This window comes from Photobacterium lutimaris (genome assembly GCF_003025555.1).
Lineage (GTDB): Bacteria > Pseudomonadota > Gammaproteobacteria > Enterobacterales > Vibrionaceae > Photobacterium > Photobacterium lutimaris.
Genome location: NZ_PYMH01000018.1, coordinates 41,255 through 61,689 on the forward strand (window position 1 = coordinate 41,255; position 20,435 = coordinate 61,689).

20 protein-coding genes are annotated in these 20,435 nt (G+C 52.8%); all 20 read right to left on the bottom strand.

Features of this window, described 5'->3' with window-relative positions; genetic code table 11:
• Positions 1-7: 7 nt before the first annotated feature.
• Positions 8-1,216, bottom strand: a complete 1,209-nt coding sequence (locus C9I99_RS24390) for a protein-glutamate methylesterase/protein-glutamine glutaminase (RefSeq protein WP_107351431.1) — start codon at positions 1,214-1,216, stop codon at positions 8-10.
• A 117-nt stretch (positions 1,217-1,333) separates the two neighbouring features.
• Positions 1,334-3,649 (bottom strand): chemotaxis protein CheA, encoded by a 2,316-nt coding sequence (locus C9I99_RS24395; RefSeq protein ID WP_107351432.1) that lies wholly within the window; start codon positions 3,647-3,649, stop codon positions 1,334-1,336.
• Between the two features lie 9 nt (positions 3,650-3,658).
• The gene (locus C9I99_RS24400) at positions 3,659-4,378 is read right to left on the bottom strand and encodes a protein phosphatase CheZ (protein WP_107351433.1); all 720 of its coding nucleotides are present in this window, start codon (positions 4,376-4,378) and stop codon (positions 3,659-3,661) included.
• Positions 4,379-4,412: 34 nt separating this feature from the next.
• On the bottom strand, positions 4,413-4,784 hold the full coding sequence (gene cheY / locus C9I99_RS24405) for a chemotaxis response regulator CheY (protein WP_166645442.1): 372 nt from the start codon (positions 4,782-4,784) through the stop codon (positions 4,413-4,415).
• Positions 4,785-4,837: 53 nt separating this feature from the next.
• Complete coding sequence (locus tag C9I99_RS24410) at positions 4,838-5,560, bottom strand: RNA polymerase sigma factor FliA (protein ID WP_107351434.1); 723 nt, start codon at positions 5,558-5,560, stop codon at positions 4,838-4,840.
• A complete protein-coding gene (locus C9I99_RS24415) occupies positions 5,553-6,443 on the bottom strand; it encodes a MinD/ParA family protein (protein ID WP_107351435.1) in 891 nt (296 codons plus the stop codon). The genes C9I99_RS24410 and C9I99_RS24415 overlap by 8 nt, the downstream gene beginning before the upstream one ends.
• A complete protein-coding gene (flhF, locus tag C9I99_RS24420) occupies positions 6,436-8,151 on the bottom strand; it encodes a flagellar biosynthesis GTPase FlhF (RefSeq protein ID WP_107351436.1) in 1,716 nt (571 codons plus the stop codon). The genes C9I99_RS24415 and flhF overlap by 8 nt, the downstream gene beginning before the upstream one ends.
• Positions 8,152-8,232: 81 nt before the next feature.
• Positions 8,233-10,332, bottom strand: a complete 2,100-nt coding sequence (gene flhA / locus C9I99_RS24425) for a flagellar biosynthesis protein FlhA (RefSeq protein ID WP_107351437.1) — start codon at positions 10,330-10,332, stop codon at positions 8,233-8,235.
• Between the two features lie 270 nt (positions 10,333-10,602).
• Positions 10,603-11,733, bottom strand: a complete 1,131-nt coding sequence (gene flhB, locus C9I99_RS24430; protein WP_107351438.1) for a flagellar biosynthesis protein FlhB — start codon at positions 11,731-11,733, stop codon at positions 10,603-10,605.
• Positions 11,733-12,515, bottom strand: coding sequence for a flagellar biosynthetic protein FliR (gene fliR / locus C9I99_RS24435; RefSeq protein WP_107351439.1), 783 nt, complete (start codon positions 12,513-12,515; stop codon positions 11,733-11,735). Before fliR ends, flhB begins: the two co-directional genes overlap by 1 nt.
• A 2-nt stretch (positions 12,516-12,517) precedes the next feature.
• Positions 12,518-12,787 (bottom strand): flagellar biosynthesis protein FliQ, encoded by a 270-nt coding sequence (gene fliQ / locus C9I99_RS24440; protein WP_107351440.1) that lies wholly within the window; start codon positions 12,785-12,787, stop codon positions 12,518-12,520.
• Entirely contained in the window at positions 12,784-13,641 is an 858-nt protein-coding gene (gene fliP / locus C9I99_RS24445; RefSeq protein WP_107351441.1) for a flagellar type III secretion system pore protein FliP, read from the bottom strand. Before fliP ends, fliQ begins: the two co-directional genes overlap by 4 nt.
• Positions 13,628-13,963: a flagellar biosynthetic protein FliO gene (fliO, locus tag C9I99_RS24450; protein WP_107351442.1), complete on the bottom strand. Its 336-nt coding sequence runs from the start codon at positions 13,961-13,963 to the stop codon at positions 13,628-13,630. Before fliO ends, fliP begins: the two co-directional genes overlap by 14 nt.
• A gap of 2 nt (positions 13,964-13,965) precedes the next feature.
• Positions 13,966-14,358: a flagellar motor switch protein FliN gene (fliN, locus tag C9I99_RS24455; RefSeq protein WP_107351443.1), complete on the bottom strand. Its 393-nt coding sequence runs from the start codon at positions 14,356-14,358 to the stop codon at positions 13,966-13,968.
• A 25-nt stretch (positions 14,359-14,383) separates the two neighbouring features.
• The gene (gene fliM / locus C9I99_RS24460) at positions 14,384-15,436 is read right to left on the bottom strand and encodes a flagellar motor switch protein FliM (RefSeq protein ID WP_107351444.1); all 1,053 of its coding nucleotides are present in this window, start codon (positions 15,434-15,436) and stop codon (positions 14,384-14,386) included.
• A 7-nt stretch (positions 15,437-15,443) separates the two neighbouring features.
• Positions 15,444-15,968, bottom strand: coding sequence for a flagellar basal body-associated protein FliL (gene fliL / locus C9I99_RS24465; RefSeq protein WP_275937925.1), 525 nt, complete (start codon positions 15,966-15,968; stop codon positions 15,444-15,446).
• A gap of 58 nt (positions 15,969-16,026) precedes the next feature.
• Entirely contained in the window at positions 16,027-17,607 is a 1,581-nt protein-coding gene (locus C9I99_RS24470) for a flagellar hook-length control protein FliK (RefSeq protein ID WP_107351446.1), read from the bottom strand.
• A gap of 111 nt (positions 17,608-17,718) precedes the next feature.
• Positions 17,719-18,168: a flagellar export protein FliJ gene (gene fliJ, locus C9I99_RS24475; RefSeq protein WP_107351447.1), complete on the bottom strand. Its 450-nt coding sequence runs from the start codon at positions 18,166-18,168 to the stop codon at positions 17,719-17,721.
• 66 nt (positions 18,169-18,234) lie between these two features.
• Positions 18,235-19,557 carry a flagellar protein export ATPase FliI gene (gene fliI / locus C9I99_RS24480; protein ID WP_107351448.1) on the bottom strand — a complete coding sequence of 441 codons (1,323 nt, stop codon included), beginning with the start codon at positions 19,555-19,557 and terminating at the stop codon, positions 18,235-18,237.
• Positions 19,557-20,411, bottom strand: a complete 855-nt coding sequence (gene fliH, locus C9I99_RS24485) for a flagellar assembly protein FliH (protein ID WP_107351449.1) — start codon at positions 20,409-20,411, stop codon at positions 19,557-19,559. Before fliH ends, fliI begins: the two co-directional genes overlap by 1 nt.
• Positions 20,412-20,435: the final 24 nt, after the last annotated feature.

The following is a 20,435-nucleotide window of genomic DNA, read 5'->3' on the forward strand; positions in this document are numbered from 1 at the left end:
ACGCTCCCTACGCTAGCCCAAGTTCGACGATAATACGCTCGGCGATACGCTCAAGCGGCAGATCTTCTGATGAGATCCCCGCCTTAGCGACGGCCTGAGGCATACCGTAAACGACACAACTGTCCTCATCCTGCGCCCAAATCGTTGCACCGCTGCTCTTGAGCATCCGCGCACCTTCGCGGCCATCGGCCCCCATACCAGTCAGAACCATCGACAGTACTTTGTCGTGATAAACCTTCGCGGCAGAGCCAAATGTCACATCGACGCACGGCTTGTAATTCATTCGATCACCGCCATCAATAATACGCAGTCGTGCCGAGCCCGGACGGCCATCCAGCATCATCTGCATCCCCCCCGGCGCAAGGTAAGCCATCCCCGGCTTCAGGACATCGCCATCTTGCGCTTCCTTAACGCCAATTTTGCACAGGTTATCAAGCCGGGCAGCAAAGGCGGCAGTAAATGTCGCAGGCATATGCTGGATCAGTACAATCGGTACCGGGAAGTTTGCTGGCAATGCGGTGAGAATTTTCTGCAGTGCAACCGGGCCACCGGTCGAGGTACCAATAGCCATCAGCTGATACTTTTTGCCGGAAGCCTTGAAACGAGCTGCGGGCTTGGCCGCAACAGGACGAGAAGCCGGCTGACGCAAGGCTGATAACTGAGCCGCAGGCTTGCTATTACCCTGCGGTAACACGCTTCTGCCGGCCAGCGTATTGCGCGTCGATAACGCAGAGGCAGACGCACGGGGTGTCTCACGAGATGAGTCGCGCCCTGTAGCCGCCATCGTTGCTGTACGCACTGGACGGCGCATCAACACCCGCTTGCGGGCGAGCTCCGTCACTCGCTTTTGCAGCAGGGTAATCGCTTCATCCCGGTTACGGGCGATATCTTCAAATTTCTTCGGTAAGAAATCCAACGCGCCGGCATCAAGGGCATCAAGCGTCGCTTTTGCCCCTTCATGAGTCAGGGAGGAGAACATCAATATCGGGGTCGGATTGGCCCGCATGATTTCACGCACCGCCGTGATCCCATCCATCACTGGCATCTCTATATCCATGGTGATCACATCAGGGTGCATGCGTTCTGCCATCTCGACCGCTTCCTTGCCATTGACAGCATTGCCGACCACTTCCAATCTTGGATCAGCATTGAGAATTTCACTAACGCGCCGGCGGAAAAAGCTTGAATCATCCACCACCAATACTTTTACTGCCATGTTAATTTATCCTGTAGATGACAAACCTTGTGCCTTTGGACAGGCTTTCTATGTTTTTTTTAACAGCAATGGCTTCCCGTTGATAGGGAAGCCATTTAGGTCTTATTTGTTTTTTTATTAACGGCTAGCGTAGTGCTTGAGCAGGTTAGGCACATCAAGGATCAACGCAATATGACCATCGCTGGTGATCGTTGCACCCGCCATTCCCGGCGTACCTTGCAGTAACTCATCCAGAGGCTTGATCACCACTTCTTCCTGGCCAATCAAGGTATCCACCACAAAGCCAATCCTCTGGTGGCCAATCTGGACAATCACCACATGGCCATGCTCACGCTCACGCCTCGGCACACCGACACCCGATAACCAGTCTTGCAAGTAGAACAACGGGATCGCCTTGTCGCGAACAATAATGGTCAACTGACCATCAACGGTATTGGTCTTACGTAGATCAAGGTGGAAAATCTCATTAACGCTCGCTAGCGGCAGGGCAAATGGCTGCTCTGCCACTCCCACCATCAGCGTTGGCAGAATCGCCAACGTCAGCGGTACCTTGATATCAATCCGCGTGCCTTTGCCCAATGCCGAATCAATCGAAATTGAACCGTTCAGCTGGCTGATCCCGGTTTTCACCACATCCATGCCAACGCCGCGGCCTGAGATATCGGAGATCTCTTTCTTGGTTGAAAAGCCAGGGGCAAAAATCAGGTTATAACATTCGGTATCGGTCAGGCGCGATGCCGCATCGGCATCCATCACACCGCGTTCAACGGCGATGCCACGCAGCTTATCCGGATCCATACCGCCGCCATCATCCTCGATGGTCAACAAGATATGGTCGCCTTCTTGGGAAGCAGACAACAATACCGTCCCGACCCTTGGTTTACCCGCTTTCTCACGGATAGCTGGCATTTCAATACCATGGTCAACCGAATTGCGTACCAAGTGGACCAACGGATCGGCAAGCGCCTCAACCAGATTTTTATCCAAATCGGTCTCTTCACCGCGCGTTTCCAGCACAATATCTTTATTGAGGTTGCGCGCCAAGTCTCGAACCACACGGGGGAAGCGACCAAATACTTTCTTGATTGGCTGCATCCGGGTCTTCATTACCGCACCCTGGAGATCGGCGGTGACCACATCAAGGTTAGCAACCGCTTTGGACATATCTTCGTCGTTGGTATTGAGGCCCAGGCTGACTAAACGGTTACGTACCAAGACCAGCTCACCGACCATGTTCATGATGGTATCTAGCGTCGAGGTATCAACTCGAACCGTTGCCTCACCCGCCTTACTTTTTTCTTTGCCAGGCGCCGGTTTAGCCCGTCGCTCAGCAACCGGCTGAACGGCTGGCGTTGGCTCAGGTTGCGCTTGAACCTGAGCTGGCGCTTGAGTCTGCGCTTGAACAATGTCATCACCCAGCATATCGGCAACCGACTTGGTGGCCATTTCCAGCTCATCTTCGGACGGCCCTTTGCCTACACCGTGAAGCTCATCCAGCAGACGCTCAAACTCATCATCGCTCATCAGGTCGTCATTGCCGCTATCACCTTGAGCAGCACTCACTGGCCCTTGATTGGCGGCAGGTCGGCTAGCTGGGGCTTGGCTTACCGGTTCATTTGCCACTGGCGAGCTGAAATCATTGCTTCCAGGACCTTTGCCGGCACCGTGCAGCTCATCAAGCAAACGTTCGAACTCATCATCGGTGATATCGCCATTTTCAGACTGAATTTGATTGACGATATCGGTATCCGCAACAGGGGAAAAAGAAGCCGGGGCCATTTCTTGGCCAGTTCCCGCATCGGAAGGACCTCGCCCTTTACCGTGCAACTCGTCAAGAAGACGGTCGAATTCATCCTGGGTGATATCATCAACAGAATCGCCAGCAATCGCCACGTCACTCGGCGAGGCGGCAACAGGCTCGCTGATAGGTGCCGCTACCGGTTTCATGCTTGATGCAGCCATAGCAGACTCGATAGCCACTTCAACGACGACTTCCGGGGCGCTCATCTGGACCGGGTTAGCCATAGCCAACTCTTGCTCAGAGGGCGGCAGGCTGAATCGGTGCAGGGCGTCAAGCAACGATGGTTCCGCCGGAACGACCGGTTCGCGCTCTTGGACCTGACCGAACATCACGTTAATGGTGTCCAGCGCTTCAAGGATCACATCCATCAGTTCGGATGTGACGCTACGCTTACCTGTTCTCAGCAAGTCAAAAATATTTTCAGCACCGTGACAGGCTTCTACCAACTCGGTCAGAGAAAGGAAGCCTGCACCACCTTTTACGGTGTGGAAACCACGGAAAATCGCGTTGAGTAGCTCCGAGTCATCCGGACTGCGCTCTAGCTCAACCAACTGCTCCGAGAGCAGTTCAAGGATCTCCCCTGCTTCAATCAAAAAGTCCTGTAGGATATCTTCGTCTAAATCAAAGCTCATATTGTTCCCTTAAAATCCGAGGCTCGACAGCAGGTCGTCAACATCATCCTGAGTGGACATGACATCCTCACGACTGTCACTGTTGACGATAGGCCCTTCAGGAGCAAGGAGCCGCTCTTCACGCAGCGCGTCGGTTCGGTCTTCTTGTTCCATGCCAAACGCTTTGAGAATTTCGACCAATTGGTCTTCAACTTCATGGACCAGTTCTATCACCCGGCGAATGATTTGGCCGGTTAGATCCTGGAAATCCTGAGCCATGAGAATTTCTGTCAACTGGGTACGCAGTATCGTGCTATCACTCTCGACCTGAGTGAGCAGCCCATCGATATCGTGACAGAGCGACTTAAATTCATTCAGTGCAATCTGTCCGCCCATCAAACGCTGCCATCGTGGATAAACCTGCTGCAAGGTATCCCCGAGTTGATCAGCCACAGGCTGGATGCTATCAACCGCATCCATGGTTTTATTGGCGGCGGACTCGGTTTTGTCTATCACATAAGACAACCGATCGCGTGCATCAGGGATTTCCGTTTTTGCTAAATCGGTAACACGGGGATCAAGGCGGAAATTAGCCAGCGAATCATGAAGTTGACGTGTTAGCTTGCCCACTTCTTTAAAGACAGGATCACGACTATCTGATACCAAGTGGGTAAATAGTGTATTTGCTCCATCTCGATCGCCGGATTCAAGCATACTGACAAGCTGTTTCGCCTGTTCGAGTGTAATCATTGTTATTATTGTCCTTTGATGCCCGAAAAGTGTCTTACTGCATACGCTCGAAGATCTTATCAAGCTTCTCTTTTAGCGTTGCAGCAGTAAACGGCTTCACGATATAGCCATTAACACCGGCTTGGGCAGCTTCGATGATCTGCTCTCGCTTGGCTTCCGCCGTGATCATCAGTACAGGCAGGTGCTTGAGTTCGGCATCGGCACGGATATGCTTAAGTAGGTCGATACCCTGCATGCCCGGCATGTTCCAGTCCGTCACGACAAAGTCAAAATCGCCCTTTTTCAGCATCGGTAGCGCAGTCAATCCATCATCCGCCTCCTGGGTATTGTTGAAGCCCAAGTCACGCAGCAAATTCTTTACGATTCGGCGCATTGTTGAGAAATCATCAACAATGAGGATTTTCATGTTTTTATTCAAAGTTGCCCCCACTGAATTATCAGTGTTTTATAGTGTGTTTATTACGAAGTCCACGCAGTCAACTTGGACCGCAAACGTTGCATCGCCTGACTGTGAATCTGGCAAACTCGGGATTCACTCACCCCGATAACCGCCCCTATCTCTTTGAGGTTTAGCTCCTCGTCGTAGTACAGGGACAAAACTAATGCTTCTCTTTCAGGCAAGGTTTTAATCGCTTCGGCCAAGGATTGACGAAAATTATCATCCACAACCCCCTGAAAGGGAAGATTTTCTTCAACCGATTCTTCATTTGCGACAGTGTCTTCCGCAACCCCAAGATCATCCATACCCACTAAACGACCACAATTAACATCATTTAAGGCTTGGTGGTACTGTTCTAGCGTCATTTCGAGATATGCCGCAATTTCCTGATCGTTAGGATCCCGGCCGAGTGTGCCTTCAAGAACCGAAATGGCTTCAGAAATACGTCGGTTGTTTTTGTATACAGAGCGGGGAACCCAGTCCCCACGGCGGATATCATCCAGCATGGCCCCGCGAATACGGATGCCGGCAAAGGTTTCGAAACTCGCGCCCTTGGCCGGATCGTAGTTTTGCTGTGCCTCAAGCAGGCCAATCATACCCGCCTGAATGAGATCTTCCAACATCACGCTGGGTGGCAAACGGCCCATTAGATGATGGGCGATACGCTTGACCAAAGACGAATAGCGCTCGATAAAAGCCTGTGGGCTCTGCTGGTAGCGCCCATAGGTTAATGCTTTATTCACTGACCGGCTCCTCCCGTGGGTGTCGGGTATTCACCAACAACCGCTCCACGAAGAACTCCAAGTGACCGCCAGGGCTCTGCGGGACCGGCCACATGGCCGCTTTGTTGGCCAACGCCCCCAAAGCCAACGCAGCCGGGCTGCGCGGGAAAGCTTCCACCACCAGTTTCTGGCGTTTCACCGATTGGCGGACCCGATCATCAAGTGGAATACACGCCACCAGCTCAAGGTTGGCATCCAAAAAGCGCTCAGCCACACGGGTAAGCTTGATAAACAGCTCGCGTCCCTCGCGGTAGCTGCGCACCATGTTAGCCACAATTTTAAAGCGCTGAACATCATATTCACGGCTGAGGATCTTAATCATGGCATAGGCATCGGTGATCGACGTTGGCTCATCACAGACCACGACAACCACATCCTGAGCGGCGCGGGAAAAGCTCAGTACCATATCGGAAATGCCTGCGGCGGTATCGACCAGTAGCACGTCGATATCATCTTCAAGGGTACTGAACGCCCGGATCAGTCCCATGTGCTGGGCGGCAGTCAGCTCAGCCATATTCTGAGTGCCGGAAGACGCCGGAACAATCTTCACCCCGTATGGGCCTTCGACAATGATATCTTTCAGTTCGCACACCCCTGCCAGCACATGCGATAAGTTACGCACGGCACGCAGGCCAAGCATGACATCGACATTCGCCAACCCGAGGTCGGCATCGAGTACCATGACTCGCTTACCCTGGCGGGCCATTGAAATCGCCATGTTCAGGGTCACATTGGTTTTCCCTACCCCGCCTTTACCGCCTGTCACGGTAATCACTTTGGTTGAGGTTAGCTGGGTCATACGGCGTAAACCGCTAGCTTGATCGTACATGGCGTTCTCAGTCATAAAAGTCTGCCCCCTGGTTCTCAGCGCTTTCGCTACTCCAGAAGTGGGTTTGCTGGCTTAACTCTTGTTCAAGTAATTCGTTTGCCCGAGCAACCAGATAGTTCCCCGTGGCGACCTTAATGTCTTCCGGTACCCGTTGCCCGTCAGCAAGATAGGCAATCGGCAGTGCGTGTTGTATCGATACGCTGATCACCTCACCCAAGCTCAACGATTCGTCCAGCTTGGTCAGTACGCAGCCCGATAGCGGGATACGCCGGAAGTGCTCAACGGTTTCATGCAGCACCCGGCGCTGCGCTGTCGAAGGCAGCACCAAATAACTGCGGATCTGCGATCCACTGTTTTGCATCAAGGTGTCGAGCTGCTCCGATAGCCTGATATCACGCTGTCCCATTCCTGCGGTATCAAGCAGAACCAGGCGACGATGACGTAGCTGATGTAATATATCGGCCAATTCCTCGGCATCTTTAGCGACTCTTACCGGACAGCCCATAATTCGTCCGTAAGTGGCCAGCTGTTCATGGGCACCGATACGAAATGTATCCGTCGTCACCATGGCGATTTGATCGGGGCCGAACTCCATTGCTGCCCGGGCAGCCAGCTTGGCAATCGTGGTGGTTTTACCCACGCCGGTTGGCCCAAGCAGCGCGACAACGCCTCCGTTTTCCAAGATGCTGTCTTTGGTGGTAATAATCTGATCAGAAAGCAGGTTAAGCAGTGATGGCCATGCTTCGTTCGCGGGTACATCTTCAGGGATGTAGCACGCCAGCTGGTCTGAAAGCTCTTGCGACAACCCCATTTTTTCCAGCCGTTTGATCATCATCGCCCGCATCGGCTCGCGACGTTCCATTTCCTGCCACATCAGGCCAGAAACTTGGTGCTCGAGCAAGCGGCGGATCGAGGCCATTTCATTGCGCATCGCATCGATTTCACCGGCGCTGTGGTTGTGTGCTTTGGGATCATAGCGACTAGGATCCAAACGGTTTTTCGGCTGCTGCGATGAACCAAAACGTGATTCTGATTGCGCTGAATCGAAACGGCTTTCTGCCTGGCGATGACCTGTCGAACTGCGCCCTGCTGAACGGGAGACGTCCAAAGGCTCAGCCTTGGGTACCGCCGGACGACGGTAATCACCGATATCAAGCTGATGTCGATTTTGTTGACGACCTGCTTGCTGCTGGCCTGACTGTCGACTGGTTTGGTAACGGGCGGCAGGGTCGTTGAAATACGACTCCGACTGACGACGCTGCGGCTCTTGTGCTCTGCCGCCGCCAGCCGCATAGCTGCGCTCACCGTATGAAGCGCTGGCAGGATGCTGGGGCTCATCACCATAATGCTTAGACTGACGCTGCAACAGGGCTGACAACGAATCGGCTTCATGACCTTGGCCGTTGCCCTGCTCGGCATCACCAGACTGGCCGGTGAAATTGTGTAGCACTTTGGCAAACCGGCTAGCTGGCGACTGGATCTGGACTTTATCATCAGCCAGCTGACGCTTGGCGCTATCGAGTCGTTCGGCGAGATCTTCGCGTGTTTTGCTGGCAGCCGCCGACAGTTGGCCGCGAGGATCCTCACTGTCCAGTGCTGCAACAATTTCCACCCCACCGGTGACCTTTTTATTCGACATGATAACCGCATCCGCACCCAACTCTTCCTTCACTTGGGTGAGCGCAGCACGCATATCTTTGGCAAAAAAACGTTTTATTTTCAATGTAACATTCCCGTTATATCAGGCCATGGGGTGATGGTCGCCTCGTGGCTACCTCCCCCATCGTCATCGCCATTGCCGCCATTAAGAATTCCCTACTGCATTGACAATACGGATCTGTTTCTCGTCAGGCACTTCCTGATAAGACAACACACGTAATGAAGGGATTGTATTTTTTACAAACTTCGCGAGTGTCAGCCTCAGCACACCCGATGTCAGCAATACGGCAGGTTCGCCTTTCAATTCTTGCTGCTGGGTCGCATCAACCAGTGAACGCTGCAGGCGTTCAGCCAGGCCAGGCTCAATACCGGTTGACTCACCGCCGGAAGACTGCATAGTTTGATGCAAGATTTGCTCCAACTCTGGAACAAGAGTGATAACAGGTAATTCTGGCTCTATGCCATTGATTTCTTGGCAAATCAGTCGTTTCAAACTAACACGGACCGCCGCCGTCAATATGTCAGGATCTTGACTCTTGCTGGAGTATTCAGCCAGCGTCTGCACGATTGTTCGGATATCCCTAATAGGAATGGCCTCGTTAAGGAGATTCTGCAGCACTTTAACGATAACACCCAAGCTAAGCTGATCCGGTACCAACCCTTCCACCAAGCGTGGTGCAGCCTTGGCCAGCAAGTCGAGCAAGTTCTGGACTTCTTCATAGCCAATCAGCTGGGCAGCACGGTTAGTCAGGATTTGACTGAGGTGAGTCGCCAGTACCGTCGAGGAGTCAACAACGGTGTAGCCAAGGGCTTGGGCATGTTCGCGTTGGGAGTCGTTGATCCATACTGCTTCAAGGCCAAAGGCCGGATCCACCGTGCGCTCGCCATCCACATTGCCAAAGACTTGGCCCGGGTTTATCGCCAACTCACGATTAGGATGGATGTTAGCTTCACCACAGGCAACCCCCATCAAGCTGATACGGTAGGTGTTCGGCGGTAGCTCAAGGTTATCGCGGATATGAACAGCAGGGATCAAGAAACCAAAGTCCTGCGACAGTTTCTTCCTCACGCCTTTGACTCGTTCCAGCAACTCTCCCCCTTGATCTTTATCGACCATAGGAATGAGGCGGTAACCCACTTCAAGGCCAATGACATCAATCGGTTTGACATCATCCCAAGACAACTCTTTTGGCAATTGCGGAGCCACCACATCGGTTGAGGCTTGCTGCTCTTTGATTTCAGCCGCTTCACGCTGTGACTTGATGCGCCAATAAGCCACCCCGCCAATAAGCAAGGCCAGTAACAAGAAGGGGATATGTGGCATACCCGGTACGATACCCATCACAAACAGGATCCCACCGGTGATGATCAACGCCTGCGGGTTGTTGAACATCTGGAAAATCATCTGTTGGCCCATGTCTTCGTCAGTATTTTGACGCGTCACCATCATGGCGGCACCAATGGACAACAGCAACGATGGAATTTGGGCGACCAAGCCGTCACCGATAGTCAGCAAACTGTAGATTTCAATTGCGTCACCAAAGCCAAGGCCATGTTGGCTCATACCGATGACGAGGCCGCCGACAATATTGATACACAGGATAAGGATACCGGCAATCGCATCCCCCTTCACAAACTTGGAGGCACCATCCATCGAGCCGTAGAAGTCCGCTTCTTTGGTGACTTCAGAACGGCGGGTACGGGCCTGATCCTGGTCAATCAAACCGGCATTCAGATCTGCATCAATCGCCATCTGCTTACCCGGCAAAGCATCCAAGGTAAAACGAGCACTCACCTCGGAAATACGGCCGGCACCTTTGGTGACTACCATGAAGTTGATAATCATCAAGATCAGGAAAACCACCAAACCAACCGCATAGTTACCACCAATCACCACCGAACCGAAGGCATCGATAACCTGACCGGCAGCATCCGGCCCGTCGTGACCATACAGCAAGACGACTCGGGTAGAAGCAACGTTCAGCGCCAAACGCAGCAAGGTCGCTATCAGCAATACTGTCGGGAAGGCCGCAAAATCAAGGGGACGGCGAGTATAAATTGTGACCAGCAGTACCACGAGGGCAAGCGCGATATTAAAGGAAAAAGCCATATCCAACAGCAATGGCGGCATGGGCAATATAATCATTGCCAAGGTTGCCAGTACCAAAACAGGCGCACCTATCGCCGGCATCGACTGTAAACGAGCAGGATTAAACTTATCGGTAAAAGGTAAAGATAGCTTCATGCAATGTCTTTAATGGTTCTGTTCCCGCTAAACCAAGACACCTTCAATATACCGGTAGTCACTGCGACGACACTGTATCGTGTGGGATCTGCGAGGGGTGTTATAAGAAGTATGGTATTTGTTATTGTACCGCTTTCGCCGGAAAACAAAAAGCAACCGACTGCAACTTAACAGCAATTATCACGCCACTATTTTTGCCATATTTTTGACGCTCTTGGTGGGATACTACGCGGGCAGAGAGGCCCAAACGCTGGCCTCTAGCCTCGCAGACTAGTGGCGCAACTCGTTGGGGATATCCGACACTTCCTTAGACAAAGAAGGTTTGCGCCCACGGCCTTTCTGGTACTGCTTAAGCTGGTAAATATACGCTAGCACTTGCGCCACGGCAGCAAATAGCCCATCGGGGATCTGCTGCTCGAGCTCGGTCGTGTGGTACAGAGCCCTTGCCAGTGGCGGCGCAGGCACAATTTCTATCTGATGTTCGTTGGCAATTTCACGGATTTTCAGTGCCAGAAAGTCTGTCCCTTTGGCGATAACCACCGGTGCCGAGTCAATCTTGGCGTCATAGCGCAGAGCGACCGAGAAGTGTTCCGGGTTGGTAATGACAACATCGGCCTGCGGGACATCCGCCATCATTCTCCGCTGTGCCATTTCACGCTGAAGCATACGAATACGCCCCTTCACTTCCGGCTTACCTTCCGAGTCCTTGAACTCGTCCTTCACTTCCTGCTTGGTCATCTTGAGCTGTTCATTGTGCTGCCAGATCTGGTACGGAATATCGATGGCTACCACAACCAGCAGAGAACAACTGATCAAAAAAATGAAATTGAGTAAAATATCCAATGCGTGAGCGATATTTTTCGGATACACCTCACGGCTGAGTTGGTAGAAATCGGTCAGGTTCGCCTTGAGCAGGAAGAAGGCAACCCCTATCACTAACAGAACCTTGAGGATCGACTTTATCAACTCAACCAAGCTCTGCTTGCCCATCATCCGCTTGAGGCCGCTGATCGGGTTCATTTTGGACAACTTCGGGGCAGCGGCTTGTGATGAAAAACTGATCCCACCGAGACCCGTAGCCCCAATAAACGCCGCGACATAGACAAACAACAGGAAGGTAAATAACGGAAACAGCACGTTACCGAGCGCCGACACAATCAAGCCAAACAGCTGTGAGAGATCGAATATTTCCTCTCGGGTTAGGCTGAACAGTCTTGTCATGACCTCGCCGATCCCCCGGCCGATCGCCTCACCAAACCACATCATACCGACGGCACCAGCCACCAGTACCGCAATCGATGCGAGCTCCCTCGACCGGGGAACCTGTCCTTTCTCGCGGGCCTGATCCCGCCTTCGGGGCGTGGCCTCTTCGGTTCTTTCTTGTCCGTCAGACTCTGCCATTAGCAATCCAACCGAATTAAACTACACACTTGCTCGACACCAACCTGCCAGATCGCTTCATAGTGCGGCAAAATACCTGCAATCAAAAACCAGCTGATCACAAAGCCCAGCAACAGGGCAAAAGAAAAGCCGAGAGCAAAAATATTCAACTGGGGGGCTGCCCGAGTCATCACACCAAACGACATATTGACCACCAGCAAGGCCACTACGCCGGCAATGGCGATGCTTAGCGCAAACTTGAACATATGACCAAACCACTGCGCCATCTGATAGTAATCCGCAGCATCGAGCATCGACTCACCCACAGGCAGCGTATGGAAACTCATCGCCACCAGCTTGAGCATCATTAAATGGCCATCAGTAGCCAGGAAAATCATCACCACCAGAAACATATAGAACTGGCCCAGTACCGGGGTATTTTGCCCGTTGGACGGGTCTACCATAGAGGCAAAGCCCAAGCTCGACTGCATACCGAGGATCTGCCCCAGCAGTATAAAAGTCTGGGTGACAAAGGTCGTCACCATCCCCATCGCCACGCCGATGACCACCTGCTGGCCGGTGGTAATGAAGCCCTGCAACGACATCAAGGGAATATCGACCGGGGCAACCGGCAAGACAGGCAACAACGCAAAGGTAAACAACAATGAGACATAGAGACGAATCTTAGGCGCGACATAGCGGGCACCAAAGAACGTCATCACCATCAGCATTGATGAGATCCGGGTCAGCGGCCAGAAAATCGTTGCCAGCCACTCCAATAGCAAGGGTGCAGGATAATTCATCGTCAGTGCAGCAGTTGCGGGATGTAGTCAATCATCTGATGGAAATAGTCCATCAGCATCTGGGTCATCATATGGCCGAAGAACATCAGGGCCAGCAAGGTCACGATCAACCTCGGCAAAAAGCTCAGGGTCTGTTCGTTAATCGAGGTTGCCGCCTGGAAGACAGCCACCACCAAACCTGTCAGCAAGCCCGGCACCACAATGGCACAGACCATGAGCAGTACCATGTAGAGTGCATCTTGGAAGATTTCGACAAAAAACTCCGGCGTCACGTCCCAAAACTCCCCGCCAAGGTTGATAAAATCAGGTTCCAGCCATCCACCAGCACAAACAACATCAGCTTAAACGGCAAGGAAACGATCATCGGCGAAAGCATCATCATACCCATGGCCATCAGGACCGACGCCACCACCAAATCAATGATCAAAAAGGGCAAGAACAGCATAAAGCCGATCTGGAACGCCGTTTTCAGCTCTGACGTCACAAAAGCCGGGATCAGTACCGTCATCGGTACCTCTTGCGGATCGGTGGCGTTCGAGCCCGACATTTCGACAAAGGTTTCCAAATCTTTAACCCGAGTCTGGTTGAGCATAAACTGACGCAGCGGATCTTGGGCGGCTTCCAGCGCCTGGGCAGCACTCATCTGTTCGTTGATGTAGGGCTGAACGGCAGCGGTATTGATCTTGTCGAGTACCGGCGACATCACGAAAAAGGTCATGAACATGGCAATACCAATAATCACCTGGTTCGATGGCGTCTGTTGTAAACCCATCGCCTGACGCAATATCGAGATGACCACCACAATTCGGGTGAAGGAGGTCATCAGGATCACGATAGCCGGCAAGAACCCCAATGCGGTCATCAAGGCAAGGATCTGCAGGGTAATCGAATAATCCTCGCTGCCATCCGGGTTGACGGTCACCGAGAAGGCCGGTATACCACTGCCACCGCTTCGGGTCAGTGCCATCGCGGTTGAACCGGCTTCGTTTTGCATCTCGCTCAATGTCGCGCCCGGCTGCGCAGCGGTGCCACCAACCAAGTCCGCAGCCGTTTCTGCCGCGGCAGGAAACACCAACAAAAGCGAAAAAACCGCCAGTACGGCGGCAATGAAATTAGTTCTTCTCATTTTTTCTCAACAGCTTTCCCAGCTGGCTGGCAAATTCCCCGCCATCCTGACCTTGATCAGAGGCAATCGGGTTATCAAGTTTTCCGAGCAGCGATATATTATGTTGGGTCACCCCGACCAGCATCTGCTCTTCACCGACCTGCAACAAAACGATACGTTCGCGCTGGCCAACCGGCAGTTGGCGCAAGATACGAATAGCGCTATCACCGCCTTGCAAGCCGGGTAGCTTCATCCTTTTGATGAGCCAAGCAAGCAAAACGATGACCGCCAGAACCAACAACAACGAGGCGAGCGTGGTCGCCAAATTCAATTCAGGCGCCATAATTAACGTAGCTTCTTGATCCGCTCGGTCTGGCTGATCACATCTGTCAGACGAATACCGAATTTGTCATTGACCACCACGACTTCGCCGTGGGCGATCAGCGTGCCGTTAACCATCACATCCAGCGATTCACCGGCCACACGATCGAGCTCTACAACCGAGCCCTGGTTAAGTTGCAGCAGGTTTCGAATACTGATCTGCGTCCTGCCAACTTCCATCGAGATGGTCACCGGAATATCCAAGATAGTATCGAGCTTGCGGCGTTCATCTTCGCCAATCGGGGCCGATTCATCGGTCAGCTCTTCCAGTGGCGCCGGCTGCGCCACTTCATCACTGGCCTGCTCAGCCAAGGCCGCCGCCCAGTCGTCGGCAATTTGTTGATCATTATTAGACATGTTTGTACCTATTCGGATCTCGTCCTTAATTGTCTGTATCGTCACCGTGAAGATTCAACAGTGCCGAGCCTAGTTCATCGCGATCGAGGAAAGCCAAATCGCTTTTCACCATATCCGGACGCTTTAGTTTTTCGGTGATCTTCAATGCGATATTCTCGCCCGATTTACCCATTTTGGCGCGGTAGGTTGGTAAGTCTTCGACAAAGACCGTTGCCGCTTCCGGCACATCAATCGGGATCACATCTCCCGGCTGAAGCTCCATCAAGTCACGCAGGGTCAGGTCAACATCGAGCAACTTAGCCCGCATATTCACCGGCACATCCATGATTTCGTCACGCAGCGCTTTGCTCCAGCGAACATCGGTGTCCATCTTGTCACTCTGGACACCGGCATCAAGCAATTCGCGAATGGGCTCTACCATGGAGTAAGGCATCACCACATGGAAGTCACCACCGCCACCGTCAACCTCGATATGGAACGAACTGACAATAATCACCTCGGTCGGGCTGACGATATTGGCCATCGTTGGGTTGACTTCAGAGTCGAGGTATTCGAACTCGACGCCCATTACCGGTGACCACGCCTCGCGGTAATCTTCAAACACCAATTTCAACAGCATCTGAACAATACGACGCTCAGTCGGGGTAAATTCACGCCCTTCAATCTTGGCGTGGAAACGCCCATCGCCACCAAAGAAGTTCTCGACCAAAATGAAGACCAGTCGGGCTTCCATGGTGATCAGTGCCGTCCCCTTGAGCGGACGAAAGCGCACCATATTCAAGCTGGTCGGGACATACAGGGTATTCTGATACTCGCCAAATTTGAGCATCTGCACCCCGTTGATAGAAACCTCGGCTGTTTTTCGCAACATATTAAACAGGCTTATCCGCATATGGCGGGCAAAACGCTCGTTAATCAGCTCCAGTGTAGGCATCCGCCCACGGACTATCCTGTCTTGTGATGAAAAATCAAAAGCCATGACGCCAGTGTCGCTCTGGCCACCGTCATCATCATCATCGACATCGTCGACACCGTGTAAGAGGGCGTCAATTTCGTCCTGAGTTAATAAGTCACTCACATAAAACCTATTGCATTACAAAACCAGTAAACAGTACCCGCTCAACCGCTTGTCGGCCGGATACCTTAAGCAGAGCCTCTTGAACAGCCGCCAACGACTGACTACGAAGCTCTAATCGTCCTGTCGGCGTTCTCAATTGCTCAACGGTTGCAGCACCAAAGGTCTGCAACAACGTACTTTCTATCAGCGGAATATGCTGACGGGCGGCAGCATCATTGCTATCTCCCCTTACCATAAGCTGAACTTTAACCTGCACCAACCTGTCTCGGGCGTCACCGCTAACATTGAAAATAAAAGGTTGGGGCAAAATAACATAGTAGGCGGATTCCACCACTGCCGGAGCTGATGGGGTCGCCGAGCCCGACTGTGCAGTCTCCGGCTCCGGAGACGAGCCGCCAAAGAAAAACCATGCGCCAACGCCAGCGCCTGCAAGCAGAGCAACGGCCAATACGGCAATGATCACTAACTTCTTCTTTCCGCCGCCTTGTCCTTCATCTGCCATGCTTGATTTATCCTTTGTTGTGAGTTTTATAGCCAAACATTTAAAGTTATGTGGGTATCGCTTTTGCCCAGTTTACCAGAGTCCTACCCTAGGCATAGTAATCAACACCGTCTTTTGGTGCTGCCATCCACAAATCCGTGCGACTGGCCGTCTGATTACTGTCAGCAGCCAGCTCATGAGCGGCTATCTGACCTGAGCCTTGTTCACCACGCTGAGGTGAAGAGTCTGGCTGACCATTCGGGTGCTGCTGCGAACCGCCGGCAAACTGGCGACTGCTGTCCTGCTGGACGGTACTTTGGGCTAACTGTAACCCTTGCTGTTGCAACAGCTCACGTAAACGGGGCATGGCTTGTTCGACCAAATCCCGCGATTGCTGATTGGCCACGGTAATTTGTACCGATGCCTGATCGTTATTCATCGATAATTTGATCTGCAATTTACCCAGCTCTGGCGGGTCAAGGCGGATATCAACATGCTTGAGGTTCTTCGACATCATCATCTGAACCCTGTCCGCCAGCTGGTCTCCGGCTTGCTCTTTGCTCAACAGCAGAGGAGACTGAGCCGTGCCAGGCTTTTCACCCTCAGTAGCCAACATCCCCGCAGCCGCTGTTCGTTGCGTGGTATGTGGACCGTGGGTCTCACCCAAACTTGCGCTTGAACCGTCATCCAGCGACGTCGCTGCCAATGCTCCCGTACTGCCTTTCACTAGCGGTGCTCCTTTCAGCACCTCAGATGACGATGATTGGCCCATCAACGCCGCCAATTCGCTGGTCGGCGATGAATGAAATGCACCATTGGACGTTACCTGGTTCGATGATAGCGGTGTCGTTCCTTGAGCGCTTTTAAGTTCACCGTTGGTCATCGCCATTCCCGATAAAGCCATTTTACCGGCTTGCTCGCCTTTTACCGGCTTGCCATCGGTCATTGCCGCGCCATCTTGCTCTTGTGCCACTAGCCCTTCAATGCCACCAGCCCCTTTACCCGCAAGATCTTTACCCATGGCAATGTCTTTGCCAACTAAGGTCTCTTTACCCGTCACGGTTTCTTTACCAACAGCGCCGCCTTTTTCGGTCATTGCCTCTTGGGTTAATGCTTCTGCATCAGGCGGCAACAACTTGCCATCTGTACCCGCAAGTTGACTGTGTGATGCGGATAAGCGCTGGAGGAAATCTTCGCCTTCGCTCATGGATAACTTGACGCTGTCAGGATTGGCTATCGATGATCCCGGGTGTTGACCTGCAACAGCAATTGCAACCGTATCATCACCGGATAGTTCATCGCCGGCTTGATTGCCTTCTTGACTGCCTGTTGAGTACCCTGCATTTTTGCCATCCGACTCTTCTAAGCCTTCAGCTTCCAGACTGCCATCCTGAATTAGTTCTTTTTTATCAATATTCTGTGCTACATCATCAGTAGTGTCACTTGTTCCCACAGACAGCTGCGTGCTAGAGAGTTTGCCATCTTCATCTGTGGTTTTCGCCTCGGCGTCCAGCGAAGTCGGTTCCGCTGTAGGCTCTTTGCCCATCAACCCTTGCAGGGTTTGGCTGAAGCCTTTGTCCGGCACCGCGTCCAATTTTCCCGGCTGGCTTTCTGTTGCCGCAGAGGTCTTTGAAGCTCCCGCCGATGCTGCCGGAACGGTATCCGTTTTGAATAATTGAGATAAAAACATAATGAAGATCGCGCTTTGACAGTGGCCTATAGACGATAATGATGCAAAAAATACGCCAACACACCAGTTTATACCCCATTAAATACGAGCTACTGGCGGATACGCCTTCTGCTAACGAGTCATCAAGCGACGGGCATATTGCATGGTGGCAAACTCATCCATCATTTTCTGCTCTTGCTTGTCCAGCAAGCGCTGCCGCTCGGTCTGTTTCTTTTCAATTAACCACTCTATCGAGCGCCGTTGTTTGCGCATTTCCTGCCAGTGCAAGCTGCATTGCTCCACCTGCTGGTCGAAATGAGCCCCCGCACTCCTCTGCTTAACCAAGGTTTCATCAAGCTGGTTTAAGAATTTTTGCAGGTGATTATATGCACTGGCCGTCAGCCCTTGCTGGCCTCGCTCAGACAACTGGCGGCAATAGTCCAGGCGGTACTGTTCTATCTGCCGCAATTGCTGTAAGTAGTTTTCACGCTCGATACGCGCTTGGTTCAGCGCCAGCGATGCTTTGTGCTCGGCATCGGCAGTCTGGGTTAAAATCAACGCTAGTGCATTTTCGGCTGCCATCGCTTTCTCCTGGCAAATTCTTCCACCATCAATTTAGCAATGGCTGTTCGCTGGTGTCATCGTTATCTATTGTCCGCTAAGTACGGAGCGTAACATGTTGACGCACATCTCGTAGGGGACGGCCTCTTTCATTGATTGCTGCATGTAACCATCTAATCGAGGCTTGAGGGCAAACGACTGATCGATGGCTTGGTCGGTACCGGGTTTATAGGCGCCGATTGACACCAAGTCCTGATTCTTGCGGCAAATCGACAACACTTGCCTCACCGCTTTGGACATCATCAGGTGCTCTTCGCTCACTATGGCTGGCATCACGCGGCTTACCGAGCGCTCGACATCGATTGCCGGGTAATGACCCGCATCAGCAAGTTCCCGTGATAACACGATGTGGCCATCCAAAATCGCCCGTGACGCATCGGCGATAGGGTCTTGTAGATCATCACCTTCCGTCAATACGGTGAAAAAAGCGGTAATAGATCCCTGATGCTCGCCACCATTGCCTGCCCGCTCTACAAGTGCTGGCAATTTGGCAAAGACCGAAGGCGGATAACCCTTGGTGGCTGGTGGCTCGCCGACAGAGAGGGCGATTTCCCGCTGAGCTTGGGCAAAGCGGGTCAGTGAGTCCATCAGCAATAGAACATCCAACCCTTGGTCACGGAAATATTCCGCAATCGTCAGGGCCGTTTGGCACCCTTTCAGTCGCATCAGCGGTGAAGCATCGGCAGGTGCCGCCACGACGACTGCTCGCTGGCGCCCTTCCGTGCCAAGGATCTCATCAATAAATTCTTTAACTTCACGGCCCCGCTCGCCGATAAGGCCAACCACCACAACCTGTGCCGTGGTACCCCGGGTCATCATCCCCAACGTCACCGACTTACCGACACCCGATCCGGCAAACAAGCCGATACGCTGCCCCTTGCCGACAGTCAGCAGACCGTTAACGGCCTTCAAACCAACGTCCAGCGGCTCTTTGATCGGTTTTCTGGCCAGCGGGTTAATGGGTTCGGCGTTGAACGCCGCCCGCTCGCCGGTATAAATATCACCAAGGCCATCAAGGGGATTACCGACACCATCGATCACCCTGCCAAGCAATTCCATCCCGACCGGGATCCCCCCAGCTTCGGTGATCGGCGTCACTCTGGCGCCGGGCATGATGCCGGTCAGCTGTTCGCTGGGCATCAAAAAGAGGGTTTCACCAGAGAAGCCAACCACTTCGGCTTCCATCTCGCCGGTAAGGGTTTCCACCTTACACTGGCTGCCAACGGGTGCCCGGCACCCAATCGCTTCCAGTGTCAGCCCAACGACACGCACTAAACGGCCGGATGCCACCGGCCGGGACGACGTATTGGTTGTTTGATAGCGGGATAAACGTTCAGCCAGATTGGCCATCACCCTTCTCCGTGCGCTTGGTCAGACTCTTGACAAGATGACGGCTGGGAAGGCTGGCTGTTAAGACCAACAAACTGCTCAAGCAAGTGGCGCAATCGGGTTTCCATCTGATAGTCGATGGTCGAATTGCCTGATTCGACAAACAGATCCCCACGGTTCATTGCCGGCTCAGCCTGAAGCGTCCATTGCCGCTCTGCCAAGTTCTCGGTACCGTAAGCCTGCTTGATAATGTCCAGATCTTCGGGGTGAAGCTGAATCGTGGTTTTTTGCCCGGCCATCGGCAGCGCAGCAATCCCTTCGCGCAGGGTTTGCAAAATCACCTGCGGGTTGGTTTTCAGCTCGACCTGAACCAATTCACGGGCCAAGCTGGTTACCAGCTGAACCAACTGCTGCTCAACCGCATCATCAACTTGCCGCAACGGGGTTGCCAACTTTTCTACCAGCTGGGTTAAGTGGCCAACCTGCTCATCTGTTATCGCTTTGCCTTGTTCTAGACCCTGCGCCAGACCTTGGGCCAAACCTTGTTCAAGCCCTTGCTGCAGACCTTGTTCCATCCCCTGCTGCGAACCTTGCTCAAAGCCTTCGCTATGTCCGGCAGCTCGGCCTTCAGCAATACCTTCTTCATAGGCAGAGTGGCGGATGTCATCCAAGTCGGCGGCAGTAAGCGGCGGCAGTTCAGGCTCTTCATCAAGCGGCTCAACCTGCCACTCGGGTTCGTAATTAAAGGCATTTTCCGTCATGCCTTCCTGTTCGGAGGTGTAATCCGGGTAGGCCCAACGCTCAAGCTCTTGCGCTTGATGTTCGGGAACACGGAGGAAGCCACGACGGCGCTCCATCGGGCGATCAGAAGACATAACTAGCCATTATACTGCTCAAGC